15 protein-coding genes are annotated in these 16,545 nt (G+C 72.6%); 10 read left to right on the top strand and 5 right to left on the bottom strand.

Annotated features, from left to right (window positions below; genetic code table 11):
- Window positions 1-263: 263 nt before the first annotated feature.
- Together ACGFX9_RS03800 and ACGFX9_RS03805 are read left to right on the top strand one after the other, a co-directional pair.
- Window positions 264-875, top strand: coding sequence for a vancomycin high temperature exclusion protein (locus ACGFX9_RS03800; protein WP_393465607.1), 612 nt, complete (start codon window positions 264-266; stop codon window positions 873-875).
- Between the two features lie 146 nt (window positions 876-1,021).
- Window positions 1,022-3,130 carry a molybdopterin oxidoreductase family protein gene (locus tag ACGFX9_RS03805; protein ID WP_393464052.1) on the top strand — a complete coding sequence of 703 codons (2,109 nt, stop codon included), beginning with the start codon at window positions 1,022-1,024 and terminating at the stop codon, window positions 3,128-3,130.
- Window positions 3,131-3,200: 70 nt separating this feature from the next.
- Here ACGFX9_RS03805 and ACGFX9_RS03810 read toward each other — a convergent pair whose 3' ends face one another.
- Complete coding sequence (locus tag ACGFX9_RS03810) at window positions 3,201-3,497, bottom strand: DUF6355 family natural product biosynthesis protein (RefSeq protein ID WP_393464055.1); 297 nt, start codon at window positions 3,495-3,497, stop codon at window positions 3,201-3,203.
- A 378-nt stretch (window positions 3,498-3,875) separates the two neighbouring features.
- Here ACGFX9_RS03810 and ACGFX9_RS03815 point away from each other — a divergent pair, with 378 nt between their 5' ends.
- Both ACGFX9_RS03815 and ACGFX9_RS03820 read left to right on the top strand, forming a co-directional pair.
- Window positions 3,876-4,604: a hypothetical protein gene (locus ACGFX9_RS03815; protein WP_393464058.1), complete on the top strand. Its 729-nt coding sequence runs from the start codon at window positions 3,876-3,878 to the stop codon at window positions 4,602-4,604.
- The gene (locus tag ACGFX9_RS03820) at window positions 4,601-5,911 is read left to right on the top strand and encodes an ATP-binding protein (RefSeq protein WP_393464061.1); all 1,311 of its coding nucleotides are present in this window, start codon (window positions 4,601-4,603) and stop codon (window positions 5,909-5,911) included. The genes ACGFX9_RS03815 and ACGFX9_RS03820 overlap by 4 nt, the downstream gene beginning before the upstream one ends.
- Before the next feature lie 52 nt (window positions 5,912-5,963).
- On the opposite strand, the gene ACGFX9_RS03825 is transcribed toward ACGFX9_RS03820, so the two are convergent.
- Window positions 5,964-6,581 carry an NADPH-dependent FMN reductase gene (locus ACGFX9_RS03825; RefSeq protein WP_393464064.1) on the bottom strand — a complete coding sequence of 206 codons (618 nt, stop codon included), beginning with the start codon at window positions 6,579-6,581 and terminating at the stop codon, window positions 5,964-5,966.
- Between the two features lie 435 nt (window positions 6,582-7,016).
- On the opposite strand from ACGFX9_RS03825, the gene ACGFX9_RS03830 reads away from it, so the two are divergent.
- The 3 genes from ACGFX9_RS03830 (at window position 7,017) to ACGFX9_RS03840 (ending at window position 9,364) form a co-directional block, all read left to right on the top strand.
- Window positions 7,017-7,808: an aminotransferase class IV family protein gene (locus ACGFX9_RS03830; RefSeq protein WP_393464067.1), complete on the top strand. Its 792-nt coding sequence runs from the start codon at window positions 7,017-7,019 to the stop codon at window positions 7,806-7,808.
- A gap of 254 nt (window positions 7,809-8,062) precedes the next feature.
- Window positions 8,063-8,608, top strand: a complete 546-nt coding sequence (locus ACGFX9_RS03835; RefSeq protein ID WP_393464070.1) for a hypothetical protein — start codon at window positions 8,063-8,065, stop codon at window positions 8,606-8,608.
- A gap of 126 nt (window positions 8,609-8,734) precedes the next feature.
- Window positions 8,735-9,364, top strand: coding sequence for a class F sortase (locus ACGFX9_RS03840; protein WP_393464073.1), 630 nt, complete (start codon window positions 8,735-8,737; stop codon window positions 9,362-9,364).
- Window positions 9,365-9,392: 28 nt separating this feature from the next.
- On the opposite strand, the gene ACGFX9_RS03845 is transcribed toward ACGFX9_RS03840, so the two are convergent.
- The 3 genes from ACGFX9_RS03845 to ACGFX9_RS03855 form a co-directional block, all read right to left on the bottom strand.
- Entirely contained in the window at window positions 9,393-10,175 is a 783-nt protein-coding gene (locus ACGFX9_RS03845; RefSeq protein WP_393464076.1) for a sulfite exporter TauE/SafE family protein, read from the bottom strand.
- A gap of 97 nt (window positions 10,176-10,272) precedes the next feature.
- Window positions 10,273-10,464, bottom strand: a complete 192-nt coding sequence (locus ACGFX9_RS03850; protein WP_393464079.1) for a hypothetical protein — start codon at window positions 10,462-10,464, stop codon at window positions 10,273-10,275.
- A 32-nt stretch (window positions 10,465-10,496) separates the two neighbouring features.
- Window positions 10,497-11,954, bottom strand: coding sequence for a ferric reductase-like transmembrane domain-containing protein (locus ACGFX9_RS03855; protein ID WP_393464082.1), 1,458 nt, complete (start codon window positions 11,952-11,954; stop codon window positions 10,497-10,499).
- A gap of 363 nt (window positions 11,955-12,317) precedes the next feature.
- Here ACGFX9_RS03855 and ACGFX9_RS03860 point away from each other — a divergent pair, with 363 nt between their 5' ends.
- Genes ACGFX9_RS03860 through nirD form a run of 3 tightly spaced genes read left to right on the top strand, consistent with a single transcriptional unit; the run spans window position 12,318 to window position 16,526 of the window.
- Entirely contained in the window at window positions 12,318-13,601 is a 1,284-nt protein-coding gene (locus ACGFX9_RS03860) for an NAD(P)/FAD-dependent oxidoreductase (RefSeq protein WP_393464086.1), read from the top strand.
- A 1-nt stretch (window position 13,602) separates the two neighbouring features.
- The gene (nirB, locus tag ACGFX9_RS03865) at window positions 13,603-16,206 is read left to right on the top strand and encodes a nitrite reductase large subunit NirB (RefSeq protein WP_393464089.1); all 2,604 of its coding nucleotides are present in this window, start codon (window positions 13,603-13,605) and stop codon (window positions 16,204-16,206) included.
- Window positions 16,203-16,526 (top strand): nitrite reductase small subunit NirD, encoded by a 324-nt coding sequence (gene nirD / locus ACGFX9_RS03870; RefSeq protein WP_393464092.1) that lies wholly within the window; start codon window positions 16,203-16,205, stop codon window positions 16,524-16,526. The genes nirB and nirD overlap by 4 nt, the downstream gene beginning before the upstream one ends.
- Window positions 16,527-16,545: the final 19 nt, after the last annotated feature.

Below are 16,545 nucleotides of genomic sequence, written 5' to 3' on the forward strand. Positions count from 1 at the left end.
GGGTGACCCGGCGTTGTCAGTGGGGTCGCTTACCTTTGTGGGCAGTGACCGGATCGGGGGATCCGGCGTGGGGCGCGGGGGCACGGGGGTACGGGATGGAGCGGCCGGGGTGGATGCGGCGGGGGCGGATGCGGCGGGCGGTGGCGGCGGTCAGCGTTCCGGGGGTGCCGGGCTGGGTCCGGCGGCTTGGGCTCGCGGCCCGGTCGCGCGGTCTGCGGCTGCCGCGGACGCGGCGGGGGCAGCGGCGGGCGGTGCAGGTCTTCATGGCCGTGTGTGTGCTGGCGCTGTTGCCCGCGACATGGCTGTTCGTGACGGCGGAGGGGCGGTTGCGTACGACGGCTGACGTGCCGCACACGCGGGTCGCGGTCGTCTTCGGCGCCGGGCTGTGGAAGGGCGAGCCCTCGCCGTATCTCGCGCACCGCCTGGACGCGGCGGCCGAGCTGTACGAGGCGGGGCGGATCGAGGTGGTCCTCGTCACGGGCGACAACAGCCGCGAGGAGTACGACGAACCGGACGCGATGCGCGCGTATCTCACCGAGCGCGGTGTGCCGGGGCGGCGGATCGTCAGTGACTACGCGGGCTTCGACACCTGGGACTCCTGCGTGCGCGCCAAGAAGGTCTTCGGCGTGGACAGGGCGGTCCTGATCAGCCAGGGCTTCCACATACGCAGGGCCGTCGCGCTCTGCCGCGCGGCGGGCGTCTCGTCGTACGGCGTCGGGGTCGACGCCAAGCACGACGCGACCTGGTACTACGGCGGCGCGCGGGAGCTGTTCGCGGCGGGCAAGGCGGCGCTCGACGCGACGCTGCGGCCGGATCCGCACTTCCTCGGGCCGAAGGAGCCGGGCGTACGGGAGGCGCTCGCGACGGGGCGCTGAGGGGGCGCCGTGCGGGGCGATCACCGCAGCTCAGCCGGGTCGGAGCGGGGCCTCACAGTGGGGCGGGGCGGCGGCTGAGGCGGGCGTACCTGCGGTGTAACGCGGCGGGGCGGGCCGCGTAACACGCACGGCGGACGCTGTCCGGTATGCACACCAAGGCGACACCGACCCACTGCCCGTACTGCGCGCTGCAATGCGGGATGGGCCTGACCGACGGCCCCGGCGGGGTGGAGGTCGTGGAGCGCCCCGAGTTCCCCGTGAACAAGGGCGCACTGTGCGGCAAGGGCCGTACGGCGCCCGCGGTGCTCTCCTCCCGGGTGCGCCTGACCGAGCCACTCATCAGGTCCCACGCCACGGGCCGGCTCGAAGCTGCCACCTGGGAGGAGGCGATCGGCCGCGTCGCCGAGGGGCTGTCCCGTACGCGTACGGAACATGGCGCCGACGCGTGCGGGGTGTTCGGCGGCGGCGGGCTGACCAACGAGAAGGCGTACGCCCTGGGGAAGTTCGCGCGGGTGGCGCTCGGCACGTCGCAGATCGACTACAACGGCCGGTTCTGTATGTCGTCGGCGGCTGCGGCGGGGCAGCGGGCCTTCGGGCTCGACCGCGGACTGCCGTTCCCGTTGGAGGACATTCCGCGCACCGGCTGTGTGATCCTCGTCGGCTCGAACCTCGCCGAGACGATGCCGCCCGCGCTGCGGTATCTGACGGAGCTGAAGGCGAATGGCGGCAAGCTGATCGTCATCGACCCACGCAGGACGCGTACCGCCGAGCAGGCCGATCTGCACCTGGCGCCGCGCCCCGGCACGGACCTGGCCCTCGCGCTCGGGCTGCTGCACCTGGTGGTGGCCGAGGGCCGGGTGGACGAGGCGTTCATCGAGGAGCGGACGAGCGGCTGGGAGGAGGCGCGGGCGGCGGCGATGGCGCACTGGCCGGAGTACGTGGAGCGGATCAGTGGCGTATCCGTGCCCCAGCTCCGGGACGCGGTGAGGATGTTCTGCGACGCCGACGCCGGGATGGTGCTCACCGCGCGTGGGCCCGAGCAGCAGTCCAAGGGCACGGACACCGTGGGCGCGTGGATCAACCTCTGCCTCGCCACCGGGAACGCGGGCCGTCCGCTGGCCGGGTACGGCTGTCTGACCGGCCAGGGCAACGGGCAGGGCGGACGGGAACACGGCCAGAAGGCCGACCAGTTGCCCGGCTACCGCAAGCTGACCGATCCGGCGGCGCGGGCGCATGTGGCGGGGGTGTGGGGCGTCGACCCGGACTCGCTCCCGGGTCCTGGCCGTTCCGCGTACGAACTGCTCGACGCGCTCGGCGGGGACATCAAGTCCCTGCTCCTGATGGGCTCCAACCCGGTCGTCTCGGCGCCGCGTGCCGCGCATGTGGAGGAGCGGCTGCGGTCCCTGGACTTCCTGGCGGTGGCGGACGTCGTGCTCTCCGAGACGGCGCAACTGGCCGATGTCGTCCTGCCGGTGACGCAGTGGGCCGAGGAGACGGGCACGGTGACGAATCTGGAGGGCAGGGTGCTGCTGCGGCGCCGGGCGGTGAGTGCGCCGCCCGGCGTACGGAGCGACCTGGACGTACTCCACGGCCTGGCCGCCCTCCTCGGCCACGGCAAGGGCTTCCCGACCGACCCGGAGGAGGTCTTCGAGGAACTGCGCAGGGCGAGCGCGGGCGGGCCGGCGGACTATTCGGGGATTTCCTACGCACGGCTGAGCGAGGGGAACGGGGAGGGGGTGTTCTGGCCTTGCCCGGCGGGGGATTTGGGGGCTGAGGGGGGCTCGGACGCTGTGGACCACCCCGGTACCCCCCGTCTCTTCCTCGACCGGTTCGCCACCGAGGACGGGCGGGCGCGGTTCGTGCCGGTCGTGCACCGGGCCGCCGCCGAGGAGGCGGACGCGGAGTATCCGGTGCTGCTGACCACCGGGCGGGTCCTCGCGCAGTACCAGTCGGGGGCCCAGACGCGCCGCGTCGAGGAGCTCAACTCCGCCGCCCCCGGCCCCTTCGTGGAGCTGCATCCGCGGCTCGCCGCGCGGCTGCGGATAGCGGAGGGCGAGCCGGTGGCCGTCGTCTCGCGGCGGGGGCGGGCCGTCGCCCCGGCGCGGATCACCGGCTCGATCCGCTCCGACACCGTCTTCATGCCGTTCCACTGGCCGGGCGAGGGGCGGGCGAACTCCCTGACGAACCCCGCGCTCGATCCGGTGTCACGGATGCCGGAGTTCAAGGTGTGCGCAGTGCGGCTGGAGCGGACGTAGCGGCGGGCCAGGGGATGCACACGCCTGCGCACCCTCCTGGCCCGCTGTCATGCGCGTGCGCGTACGGAGGTCAGCAGGTGCGCCCGAGGTAGTGCGCGCCCTGGATCTTCTTCGCCGCTCCGAGCCAGCTCCTGCCCGGGCCCACACAGCGCTCGTAGTCGGGGCCCCAGGCCGCCTTCACCTTGATGACCACGTTCGAGCCGTCGCTCGTGCAGTGGTTGTAGAACGCGTCGCTGCCGGTCTCGTAGAACCCGCAGGGGTTCATGGCGGCGGCCGGTGCGGCAGGGGCCGCGGAGGCCGCCGCGGGGAGGCCGAGGGTGAGGGCTACGGCACCGACGAGGGCCGGCAGCGAACGGCGAAGGCTCATGGGGCAACTCCTGCTGAGGACGTGGTGCTCACGCACCGACTCGCGCACCGACTGGTGCACACGGAGAGTGCCACAGCGAACACCCTTGGCGATCATGTGGTTCACGCGCTTCGCTCGCACGAGTGAGGGAGTCCACCGGATCGGGTGCCGGGCGTTTGAGCAGCGCATTCGGCGTTCCCGGAGCTTCCGGAGCCCCTCCCGAGCCGGGCTACCGCCACGCCCTGCGCACCACGCGTTCGTACAGGTTGCGGCCCGGGACCGGCAGGGGCCACCGGCCAGGTCGAAGGTCCCGACCTCAGCGATCCCTCCCCACTCACCCCGTTCTGTTACACAACGTCCCGTTTTCCGTGATGGACGCTTCCTACCGTCGACAGAGCCATGAACCTCTCTTGCCTCCACCCCCGCCCCCTGCGCCGCGCCGCCCTCCTCGCCGCCGTGGCGGCCGTCGTGCTGGCCGGATGCGGCAGCGTGGACGGGCTCGGTGCCGGTGAGCCCGCGCCGTCCGTGTCCGTGCAGCCGCGCCCCGAGCCGCTCTGGCCCGCTTGGTCGAGTACGTCGTCCAAGGCGCCCGGCGCCGAGACCGCCACCCACCAGCCGCCGCCGGAAGCCCTGGAGGGGCTCCCGAAGCTGGGCGAGGACGGGCTCCGCGCGGTGGACTTCCGCAAGGTCCTGCGGGCCGACCCGCGGATGAAGCCGCTCGCCGACCACGGCGGGATCGACCGCCCCGGACACCCCGGCCTGCGGCCACCGCTGCTGGTCGACCTGACCGGCGACGGTCAGCCCGAGCTGCTCGTGGCCGCCGACACGGAGAGCGGCCGGAGCGTTCTCTCCGTCTACAAGGAGCGCGACGGTCACGTCTACCCCATCCTGTTCACCGCCGGGAAGCGCGTGAGCATCGAGACGCTCGGTCCGGATCTGCTGGTACGCAGCTCGTGCGCGGACGGCGGTCAGCAGGCCGTGCGGTTCCACTGGGACGGCGTACGGATGTCCACGGTCAGCGACACCAAGAACTACAAGAACCACAAGAAGACGCCGGACGAGGACCCGGACCCGGACGCGGACCACTCCCCTACCCCCACCCCGAGCGCCACGGGTGGCCCCGGATGAGGGCCATCGCCCGGCGCGCCCGCGCCGCGCTCAACGCCCTCGGTCTGCGCTGGAAGATCGCCGCCCTCCTCGCCCTCGGCTGCGCGGTCGTCGCCGTCGCCATCGGCGTTCTCGTCCACGAGGCGCGACTCGACCAGGTCTCGTCGAACGCCAGGTCCGGGGCGACCGCCCAGCTGGTGCGGGTGCGCCAGCTGTACGAGCTGACCGGGCAGGTCGACACCGGCGGCGACGCCCATACCGATGCCGCCCTGGACGCGCCCGGCCTTCCCGCCTCGCTGCGGACCGCGGCGCTGGACGGCCGGCGGACCACCTACCTCGACATGGGCGCCGACGATCCCGTCGTCTGGGCGGCACGGCCGGTCGGCGACCATGTGCTGTCCGTCCGTGAGCCGCTGACCGAACAGGCCGCCGAGATGGCCGAGTTCGACCGGCAGCTGCTGGTCTCGGGCGCCGTCGTCGTCATCCTCGCCGCGCTCGGCGGCGCCGCGCTCGCCAGTCGGCTGAGCCGCGAGCTGCGGACCGCGGCGGCCACCGCGCGGCGGATCAGCCAGGGTGAACTGGACGCCCGTATCGACCATCCGCGTCCGCCGGGCGGCGGCAACGGCAGGGTTACACGGGACGAGGTCGCCGAACTGGCCGCCGCCGTCGACACGATGGCGGCCTCCCTCCAGCAGCGCATCGAGGCCGAGCAGCGCTTCACCGCGGATGTCGCCCACGAGCTGCGCACCCCGCTGACCGGTCTGCACACCGCGGCCGAACTGCTGCCGCGGAGCCGCCCCACGGAGCTGGTGCGCGACCGGGTCGGGGCCCTGCGCACCCTGACCGAGGACCTGCTCGAAGTGGCGCGGCTCGACGCGGAGGTGGAGCGGCCCGACCTGGATACGCATCCGCTGGGCCCCCTGGCCGAGGGGATCGTGCAGCGGTCGGAGCGGTCGGGGTGTGCCGTGCGGTTCGCGGCGGCGTGCGGCCCGGACGGGGGCGGCACACTCGTACGGACCGACGCGCGCCGCCTGGAGCGGATCGTCGCCAACCTCGTCGCCAACGCCCGCAGGCACGGTGCCGAACCGGTCGACGTGCGCGTGGCCGGGCCCGTGGTCACGGTCAGCGACCACGGGCCCGGCTTCCCCGAGCGCCTCTTGAGGGACGGCCCGCAGCGCTTCCAGACCGGCGCCCGTGAGCGGGGCCAGGGTACGGGCCTCGGCCTGACGATCGCGTTCGGCCAGGCGCAGGTGATCGGGGCGCGGGTGGAGCTGCGCAACGCGGAGAGCGGTGGCGCGGTGGCGGCGGTACACCTCCCGGAGGCCTAGCCTCCGGGGGCCTACCCTCCGGGGGCCTACCCTCCGGGGGCCGCGGCTCCTCTCAACTGCCGTACGGGCGGGCCTCCTTGGCGCCGCGCAGGGCCCATCCCCACCAGCTCAGCTGGTCGAGCATCGCCTTGGCCGCGGCGTTCGCGGCGGCCGGGTCCTTGTGGGTGCCGTCGTCGGCGAAGAGGGCGCCCGCGTTGTGGAAGGAGACGGTGTCGCGGACGGTCATCGTGTGCAGCTCGGCAAAGACGGGGCGCAGGTGTTCGACCGCGCGGAGACCACCGGAGAGCCCTCCGTACGAGACGAAGCCGAGGGGCTTGGCCTCCCACTCGGCGCGGTGCCAGTCGATGAGGCTCTTGAGGGAGGCGGGGTAGGAGTGGTTGTACTCGGGGGTGAGGACGACGAAGGCGTCGGCGGCGGCCAGCTTCGGACTGACCTTGCCGAGTTCGGCGAGTACATCGGGCGAGGGGCTGTAGGAGAGCGCGGTGGGCAGATGGGACTCGGCGAGGTCGACGACATCGACCTCGAAGTCCTCGCGCTCCCGGAGCCGGGCCAGCAGCCAGTCGGCGACGATCGGCCCGAAGCGGCCCTCGCGGTTGCTGCCGATGATGACGGCGACGCGGAGGGGGGTGATGGTGGACGGGGAGTCAGTGGCGAAGGTGTTCTGGGTCATGAGGAGAGCTTCATTGCTCAACCTTGCTTGAGGTCAAGCGGCTTCGGGCACGGGGGCCTCGCGGGATTACACCGCCGGCCCATTCGGGACCGCATCGACGCCCGGTGCGGTGCCCCGGGGGGCGACGCGAGGCCATCCGAGTCCCGGTCGGGCCTGCATCAAGGTCCACCCGGAGTGCACCGCGCCCCCCGCTCGGGACCCGGTGCGAGGCCACCCGGATCCCGACGCCGCCCCACACCGTCCCGCGCAAAGCCACACCAGGATCGACGCGAGGCCACCGGCCGAAGTCCCGAGCGAGGCGGCACCGCAGTCGACGCACGGTCCCGGGGGCCGACGTGAGGCCACACCGGGTTCCGTCAGGCCCCCCGGCCGCACCGAAGTCCCACGCCAAGCTCTCCGTACCGCCCCCGCTCCCCGCGTCGTACGGTGAAGCCCATGACGACAACCCCCGCGCCCCTGCAGCGTCTTGAGATCGACGGACGTGCCGCCACCGCCGACCGGCTGCTGTGGCCCGCGCTCGGCGCTCCGGGGCACTTCACCGCGATGCAGGTCAGGGGCGGCGCCGCGCGAGGGCTCGGGCTGCATCTGGAGCGGCTCGACGCGGCCAGCCGCGAGATCTTCGGGCGGGAGCTCGACGGCGAGTACGTCCGCGGGCTCATCCGGCACGTACTCCGCGACGACATCACCGACGCCTCCGTACGCGTCCACGTCCACGCACCCGATGGCGAGCCCTCCGTCATGGTCACCGTCCGGGCGCCGGGCTCGATGCCCGGGGACGCGCAGGCCCTGCAGTCCGTCCCCTACCAGCGCCCCTTCCCGCACCTCAAGCACCTCGGCGGCTTCGGCCAGGCGCACTACGGGGAGCTCGCGCGGCGCGCGGGCTTCGATGACGCGCTGCTCACCGGGCCCGGCGGGACGATCAGCGAGGGCGCCGTCACGAACATCGCCTTCTACGACGGTTCGGAGATCGTCTGGCCCGACGCCCCCTGCCTGGCCGGCATCACCATGCAGCTCCTCGAACCGCGCCTCGCGGCCGCCGGGCTGCCCACACGCCGGGCCCCGGTGACGCTCGCGGACCTCTCCTCGTACACGGCCGTCTTCGTCACCAACGCGCGCGGCATCGCACCGGTGCGGCGGATCGACGCCACGGAGTTCGCGGTCGACGAGAAGCTGATGGGAACTCTGGCGGGGGTCTACGAGGGCGACGTGCCCTGGGACACCATCTGAGACCGGCGCCGAGTCACCCATTCACAGGCGCCCATCACCTCCTTCGGACACTTCCTCGCGACACGCCGGGTGACCTGCTGGAATGTTTCCGTCGAAGTGTCAGAAGACGCCTCGGCGCAGGGTTTCTGACAGCTCCTCAGGAGGCGTGCGTCGCCGAGTGCCACTTACCTCGGTAGAGCGGGGTTCGACCGACGCAGCGGCACTCGGAGGTGCCGCGGGCCGTACCTCTGAAGGCCCTCGGAGGAGCAAGCACGATGCGCAAAGCCCGTCTGCTGACCACCGCCGCGCTCGCCGTCGCATCGGCGGGTCTGCTGGCACCCCCCGCCGCCGCCGCGGGGGGCCTGGAGATCCATCCGGCCACGGTCACGCCCGGCACCACGGTCACCGTGCACACCACCGCCTGCGGCAGCGGAGGCAGCGCGTCAGGCGACGCGAGCGCGGTGGGTGCGGGCGCCTTCACGCTCACCGGCACGCAGGAGGAGGACCACGAGGAGGACGCGGTCGGCCGGTTCGAGGTGCCGCCGTCGGCGCAGCCCGGCACCTACGAGATCGTCGCCAAGTGCTCGGGATCCGGCGCGAGCGGCAAGCAGGTGACGGGCGATCTGGTCGTGACGATCACCTCCACCGCCGCCGCCCCCGAACAGCAGCCGGTGGCTCCGAAGGGACATGTGAAGACGGGGGTCGGCGGCGCTCTGGGCCCCGATCCCGTGCAGACCGCGGCGGGTGTGGCGGCGCTTGCCGTCGCCGCCGCGGGCGGTACCTGGCTCCTGCACCGCCGGGCGAGAGGCGACAGGATCTGACGGACACCCTCCGCTGTCCACCGGTACCGCCAGCCCCCTCCCCCTCCGGGTCCACCGGTCCCTCGTGGATCCGGAGGGGGATGCGGGGACCGGCCTCCCCGAACCCCGAGGGGGACGAGTCCATTGATGCGCAGGAAGACCCTCAACTCCGCCATAGGGGCGGTCACCGTGCTGGCGCTGTGCTCCGGCGCGTGGCTGCTGCACAACGGCACGGAGTCCCGTACGCCGCCCCAGCCGTCCGCCGAGCAGGCCGCGACGGCCCATCCCCGTTCCGAGCACGCTCCGGCCGCCGCGGCGCTCCCGCCGTCCCCGCCCGACCGGATCCGGATCCCCGCGATCCGGGTCGACGCGCCCCTCATGGGGCTCGGCCTCACGCGAGGGGGCAGTCTCGACGTACCGCCTCCGAAGAAGACGAATCTCGCGGGCTGGTACGAGTCGGGGACCACGCCCGGCGAGCGGGGCACCGCCATCGTGGCGGGGCACGTCGACAACGCGGACGGCCCGTCCGTCTTCTACGACCTGGGCGGTCTGACCCGTGGCAGCACCATCGAGATCGAGCGCAGGGACGGCAGCGTCGCGGTGTTCACGGTCGACGCGAACGAGGTCTACGACGCGAAGCACTTCCCCGACAAGAAGGTGTACGGGCCGGCGGACAGGCCGGAGCTACGAGTGATCACGTGCGGTGGCGGCTACTCGAAGAAGACGGGGTATCAGGGCAATGTCGTGGTGTTCGCCCACATGACGCGCGTGCGCTGATCCGTCCTCGGGCGCTGCGGCTACGGGGCTACGCGATCCACTGCTCGTACGCCATCTTGGCCACAAGCCCGAAGACGGTGGTCAGCAGCACGATCCGGACGAACCCGCTGCCCTTCTTCAGCGCGGTGTGCGCGCCGAACATGCCGCCCGCGAGGTTGAAGACGGCCATCAGGGCGGCCAGTTGCCACAGGACCGCGCCCTGCCAGGCGAACATCGCGAGGGCGCCTGCGTTGGTGCAGCAGTTGACGATCTTGGCGGTGGCGGAGGCGGAGACCAGGTCGAGGTGGAGCACGGCGGTCAGCGCGAGCACCAGGAAGGTGCCGGTGCCGGGTCCGATGAGCCCGTCGTAGAACCCGATGCCGAGGCCCGCGAGACCGATGGCGGCGAGGATGCGCTTGGGCGAGGCGGGCTCGGCGGCGGGCGCGGTGCCGAAGGCGGGCCGGAAGATGACGAAGGCCCCGACGCCGACCAGCACCACCATGATCACGGGCTTGAGCACTTCGGTGCTCATCCCCGCCGCGAAGAACGCGCCGCCCATCGATCCGGCGAGCGCGGCGAGGCCGATCCGCACAGCGGTGGGTACGTCGACGGGTGTCTTCCTGACATACGTCACCGCGGCGCCGGTCGTGCCGACGATGGCGACGGCCTTGTTCGTCCCGAGGGCGTGGGCGGCCGGGGTGCCGCCCGGCAGTCCGAGGAGCAGGGCCGGCAGGAGGAGGAGCCCGCCCCCGCCCACCACCGCGTCGATCCAGCCTGCCGCGAGCGCGGCGACGCAGAGGACGACGACGGTGGTCAGAGATATGTCAGGCATGATCGCGACCCTATGGAGGGTGTGATCTTGCCGTCCACGAATTCCGGGAGAGTTGAGCGTCTTCAGAGGTTCCCCCCGGCCCCCCGGCACCCTTCTTCTACGGGGCCGCCTGCGGCGCCCGAATGCCGGTGGGCGTGCGGTCGGGGGCGGGCGGGGCCGCCGGGTCGACGGTGAGCGTGAGGCCGGTGGCGAGCAGCGCGCTGGCTCCCGCGAGTGCCGCGGTGAGCCTGCGGCGTGCCTGGAGGGTGGGGCCCTGAGCGGGGCCTACGGGTCTGCGGTGACGTCCCATGTCGCTTTCTTTTCAGGGGGATGGGCCGGGGCTCAGAAGGTGAAGCACTCCGCGTGGACGCGTTCTTCGGGCACCCCGGCCCGTACGAGCGCCGTGGTGGCGGTGGCCGCCATGCCGGGCGGTCCGCAGAGATAGACGTCGTGCTCGGCAAGGTCGGGGACCAGGTTGCGCAGCGCCTGCGGGGCGATGGGGTCGAAGGAGGCGTCGGAGGGGCCGAGCAGGAAGTGCAGCCCCGCCTGCCTGCCGCGGGCGATCTCCTCCAGCTCCTCCCGCAGGACGAGCTGTTCGGCGCTGCCTGCCCGGTAGAGCAGGGTGATGTCCCCCGGGCCGCCGGGCAGCGTCTCGAACAGCGCCCGCATCGGCGTGATCCCGACCCCGCCCGCGAGGAGCAGCACCTTGCGCCGCGTACGCCGGTGGGCGGTGAGCGCGCCGAAGGGCCCGGTGGCGAGCACCCGGGTGCCCCGCTTCAGTCGCCGCACCCGCCGCGTGTGGTCGCCGATGGCCTTCACGGTGATCCGGAGGGTGTCGTCCCGCACGGGCGCGGAGAGCGAGAACGGCAGCGCGGTGTGCCAGAGGCCGCGCCGCAGGAAGCGCCAGCGGAAGAACTGGCCGGGTTCGGCCCGCAGCTCGTCGAGCCCGATGCCCTGCATGAGGACGGAGACGACGCCGGGCCCCTCGTCCCGTACGTCGAGGACGCGGAGGCTGTGCTTCAGCGCCTGCCGCACGGGTACGACGATGCGGTACCAGACGAGCAGTACGGCCACGGTGGCGTGCAGCATCGACCACAGCCACAGGGTGAGGACGCTGCCGGCGACATCGGGCCCGGCGAGCTGGTGGACGAAGCCGAGGGCGGCGCCGAGGTAGGTCAGCAGGTGCACGGCCCGCCATGTCTCGTGCGGCAGGCGGCGGCGCATCGCCCGCGCGGACGTGACGCCGACGGTGACGAGCAGCGAGGTGCCGACGGCGGCGAGGGCGATCCCCGGGTAGCCGAGCAGGTCGCGGGAGGCGCTCAGGAGGTCGGTGTCGGCGTGGGCGGCATACCCGCAGAGGGCGAGCAGCCCGTGCCCCAGGCACAGGGAGAGCACATAACGCCCACCAAGCGCATGCAACCGCGCAAGCCGATCGGCACCGACACCGTGCTCGACCGCGGGGACGCGGGCCATGAGGAAGAGCATGACGAGAACGCCGTACCCGGCCAGCACCCCGGAGAGGTGCGCACCGGTGGCGAAGAGCACGTCGAGCCGGGCGGAGGGCTCGGCCTGAAATCCCCAGAGCACGACAACGGCGAGGGCTCCGCCGAGGATGCCGAAGCGGAGGGCGGCGGGGCTGAGGCGGAGGGGCGGGGCGGGAGCGGCGGCACGGCGAGCGGGGCGGGGCGGGGCCGCGGGCATCGGCGGCGCGTCCGGCTCCCCCGCCGTCGCTGTCTGGCGCAGGTAGGCGGAGAGGGCGGGGTACGCGGCTAGTGGGGAATCGGCTGCCTCGGTGGTCACCGCCGCAGACTAGGCGCGGGGCGCCGGTGAAAGTGGCTGGTCAGGGGGGTACTGCTGATCCTTAAGGTGGGCTTGAGGATTGGCTCAACGGGGGTTAAGCCACGGCATTCGCGCTGCGGGCAATCAGACGTGGATGCGGGGCAATGCGGGGCAATCGGGTGGGTGGGCGGGAAAGGCTTTTCGGTACACGGCAGCCCCGGGGCAACCAGCCAACCCCCAGCCAGTGGACGCGCCCCCCCCCAACCCCCCAAGGCCCCCGGCCAGAACCCTCACAGCCCAGCCCCACCCCCGCTGAGCGCAGCGTTCCCCCCGGGAAACAGTCAGGATGCGGACGGGTAACACCGCCCCCGCACGCTCTCGTACATGACCTCATCGACCCCGGCCACGGCCCCGAGCCCGAGCCCCCGCCCCCGGGCCACCCCCCGCGTGGTGGTGATCGGCGGCGGACTCGCCGGTGTGCGGGTCGCCCAGCGGCTGGCGGGCAGCGGCGAGGACGCCCTGCTCATCGGGGAGGAGTCGCACGCGCCCTACAACCGCGTGCTCCTCGCCGACGTACTCGCCGGACGGTACGGGCCCGAGGTCATCGGCCTGCCTCCCGTACCCGGCGAGTTCCTCCGCACCCGCGCCGTCCGCATCGACCGGGCGGACCGCCTGGTGCACTGCGCCGACGGCAGCGTCGTACCGTACAAAACGCTCGTCCTCGCGACCGGCTCCAACCCCGTGCTCCCGCCCCTGCGCGGCCTCTTCGAACCCGGCGCCACCGACCTGCCGCGCGGCGTGCACGCCTTTCGGACCATGGACGACTGTCTCGCCCTGTCCGAGGCCGTGCGGCCCGGCACCCGCGTCGTCGTCATCGGCGGCGGGCTGCTCGGCGTCTCGGCGGCCCGCGCGCTCGCCGTCCGCGGTGCCCAGGTCGTCCTCACCCAGCAGGGCGACCGGCTCATGGAGCGCCAACTCGACCCGGCGGCAAGCGAGTTGGTGCACCAGCACCTCGTCTCGCTCGGGGTGGAAGTGCACACCGAGTGCCGCGTCCGCGGCGTGCGGCAGGTCGACGGGGCCGTACGGTCGGTGGAGCTCGCCGACGGGTACGTACTCGGCACCGACCTCACCGTCCTGGCCTGCGGCGTCCGCCCCCGCACCGGCCTCGCCCAGGCCGCCGGGCTCGACATCCGCCGCGGCATCGTCGTCGACGACGAGCTGCGCACATCGGACCCGGACATCCGCGCCATCGGCGACTGCGCCGAGCACTCGGGCGAGGCCCGCTGCCTGGCGGCGCCCGCGCTCGAACAGGCCGAGGCCCTCGCGGACGCCCTGATCTCCCCGCAGGACGCCCGCCCCTACTCCGGCACCCGCGCCCTCACCCGTCTCACCCTGCACACCTCCGATCTCGCCGGGTCCTCTCCCCTGGACCTGGCGGCTTTCGGTGACCCCGAGCCCCGGCCCGACGACGACGTCGTCCAGCTCGCCGACGCCACCCGTGGCACGTACCGCAAGGTCATCGTGCGCGGCGACCGACTCGTGGGCGGCGTACTGCTCGGCGAACTCACCGCCGTCGGCGCGCTCGCCCGCGCCTGGGAGGCCGACGACCCGCTGCCCGACGACGGCAGCCCCCTGCTCCACCTGCTCACCCACGACGGAGGCCTCTGAGATGCCCACGGACACCCCACGCCACAGCGCGCGCGACAACACCATCGTCCTCGTCGGGCACGGCATGGTCGGCCAGCGCTTCCTTGAGGCCCTCGCCACCCGCGGCCTCACCGCCACGCACCGCGTGATCGTCCTGTGCGAGGAGCCTCGGCCCGCGTACGACCGCGTACAGCTCACCTCGTACTTCTCGGGCCGCACGCCCGACGACCTCTCCCTCACCGACCCGGAGTTCATCGCCGAGCACGGGATCGACCTGCGGGTCGGCGACCCCGCCGACACCATCGACCGCGAGGCGAAGACCGTCACCGCGCGTTCCGGGGAGACCATCGCGTACGACACCCTCGTCCTCGCGACCGGCTCCTTCCCCTTCGTGCCGCCGGTGCCCGGCAAGGACACCACCGGCTGCTTCGTCTACCGCACGATCGAGGACCTGCTCGCCATCGAGGAGTACGCGAAGACGTACGCCACGACCGGCGCCGTCGTCGGCGGCGGGCTGCTCGGCCTTGAGGCGGCGGGCGCGCTGCGCGGCCTCGGACTCGACACGCACGTCGTGGAGTTCGCGCCGCGCCTGATGCCGGTGCAGGTCGACGAGGGCGGCGGCGCCGCGCTCCTGCGCACCATCACCGACATGGGCCTGACCGTGCACACGGGCGTCGGCACCCAGGAGATCATCGCCACCGACGGCGCCGTCAGCGGGATGAAGCTGTCGGACGGCGGCGAGATCGCCACCGACCTCGTCGTGTTCTCCGCCGGTGTGCGTCCGCGCGACCAACTCGCCCGCGAGAGCGGCCTTTCGGTCGGCGAGCGCGGCGGCATCACCGTCGACGAGCAGTGCCGCACCAGCGACCCGGACGTGTACGCGATCGGCGAGTGCGCGCAGGCGTCGGACGGCCGGGTCTACGGTCTCGTCGCCCCCGGATACGAGATGGCCGAGACGGTGGCCGCCGCCATCGCCACGGAGGAGTCGAGCTTCACCGGCGCCGACCTGTCGACCAAGCTGAAGCTGCTCGGCGTGGGCGTCGCCTCCTTCGGTGACGCGCACGGCGCGACCCCCGACTGCCTGGACGTCGTCTACTCGGACTCGCGCTCGGGAACGTACAAGAAGCTGGTCATCGGCACCGGCGGCGAGCTGCTCGGCGGTGTCCTGGTCGGCGACGTGGAGTCGTACGGCGTACTGCGTCCGCTGACCGGCAGCGTGCCGCCCATCTCGCCCGAGCAGCTGGTGCTGCCCGCGGGCGCGGCAGGTCCGGTGGCGCTCGGCCCGTCCGCGTTGCCGGACTCCGCGGTCATCTGTTCCTGCCACAACGTCACCAAGGGCTCGATCCGCGGCGCCGTCACCGAGCACAGCTGCACCACGGTGCCCGAGGTCAAGAAGTGCACCAAGGCCGGTACGGGCTGCGGCAGTTGTGTGAAGGTGCTCGGCCAGCTGGTCAACGACGAGCTGGAGGCGTCGGGCGTCGAGGTCGACAAGGGGCTGTGCGGCTGCTTCGGCCAGACCCGCCAGGAGCTGTACGAGATCGTCCGCACCCTGGGCATCACCTCCTACCGGCAGCTCATCGACGCCCACGGCCGCGAGGCCGCGCGCGGCACCGAGGGATGCGAGACCTGCAAGCCGACGGTCGGTTCGATCATCGCCTCGCTCGCGCCGACGATCGGCGCCGACGGCTACGTACTCGAAGGCGAGCAGGCCTCCCTCCAGGACACCAACGACCACTTCCTGGCCAACCTCCAGAAGAACGGCTCCTATTCGGTGGTGCCGCGCATCCCCGGCGGCGAGATCACACCGGACAAGCTGATCGTGATCGGCGAGGTGGCGCGGGACTTCGGGCTCTACACGAAGATCACCGGCGGCCAACGCATCGACATGTTCGGCGCGCGTGTCGAGCAACTGCCGCTGATCTGGACGCGGTTGGTGGACGCGGGGTTCGAGTCGGGTCACGCGTACGGGAAGTCGCTGCGGACGGTGAAGTCGTGCGTCGGACAGACCTGGTGCCGCTACGGCGTGCAGGACTCGGTGCGCATGGCCATCGACCTGGAGCTGCGCTACCGCGGACTGCGCTCCCCGCACAAACTGAAGTCGGCCGTGTCGGGCTGCGCGCGCGAGTGCGCGGAGGCCCAGTCCAAGGACTTCGGCGTGATCGCCACGTCGAGCGGCTGGAACCTCTACGTCGGCGGCAACGGCGGCGCGACCCCGCGCCACGCGGACCTGCTCGCGCAGGATCTGTCCGACGCCGAACTCGTACGCCTCATCGACCGGTTCCTGATGTTCTACATCCGCACGGCAGACCGCCTTGAGCGCACCTCGACCTGGCTCGAGCGGATCGAGGGCGGCCTGGACCACGTACGTGACGTGGTCGTCCACGACTCGCTCGGACTCTGCTCCGAACTGGAGGCCCTGATGGCCGACCACGTCGCGCACTACCGCGACGAGTGGTCCGAGACCATCAACGACCCCGAGCGGCTCGCGCGGTTCGTGTCCTTCGTGAACGCGCCGGACGTCCCGGACCCCACGGTGAGCTTCGTCCCGGAGCGGGACCAGATCAAGCCGGACCTGCCCCTCCTCACCATCGGCTCCCGACCCCTGGAAGGTGCTGCATCCCGATGACCATTCAACTCCGCCTGGCCGACGACTGGTTCGAGGTCTGCGACCGCGCACTCCTCCAGCCGGGCCGCGGCATCGCCGCCCTGCTCCCCGACGGCCGCCAGGCCGCGCTCTTCATCGACCGCGAGGGTCGCGCGTACGCGATCGACAACCGGGACCCGTTCACGGGCGCCGCCGTACTCTCCCGCGGCCTGCTCGGCGCGAACCAGGGCCGGCCGTTCGTGGCCTCGCCGCTCCTGAAGCAGCGGTTCGACCTGGAGTCGGGCCGGTGCCTCGACGACGACTCGGTGACGGTGGAGACACACGCGGTGCGACTCGCCTAGCCACCCCTCCATTACTTGA

The sequence above is a fragment of the Streptomyces sp. NPDC048436 genome, assembly GCF_043200355.1.
Taxonomy (GTDB): domain Bacteria; phylum Actinomycetota; class Actinomycetes; order Streptomycetales; family Streptomycetaceae; genus Streptomyces.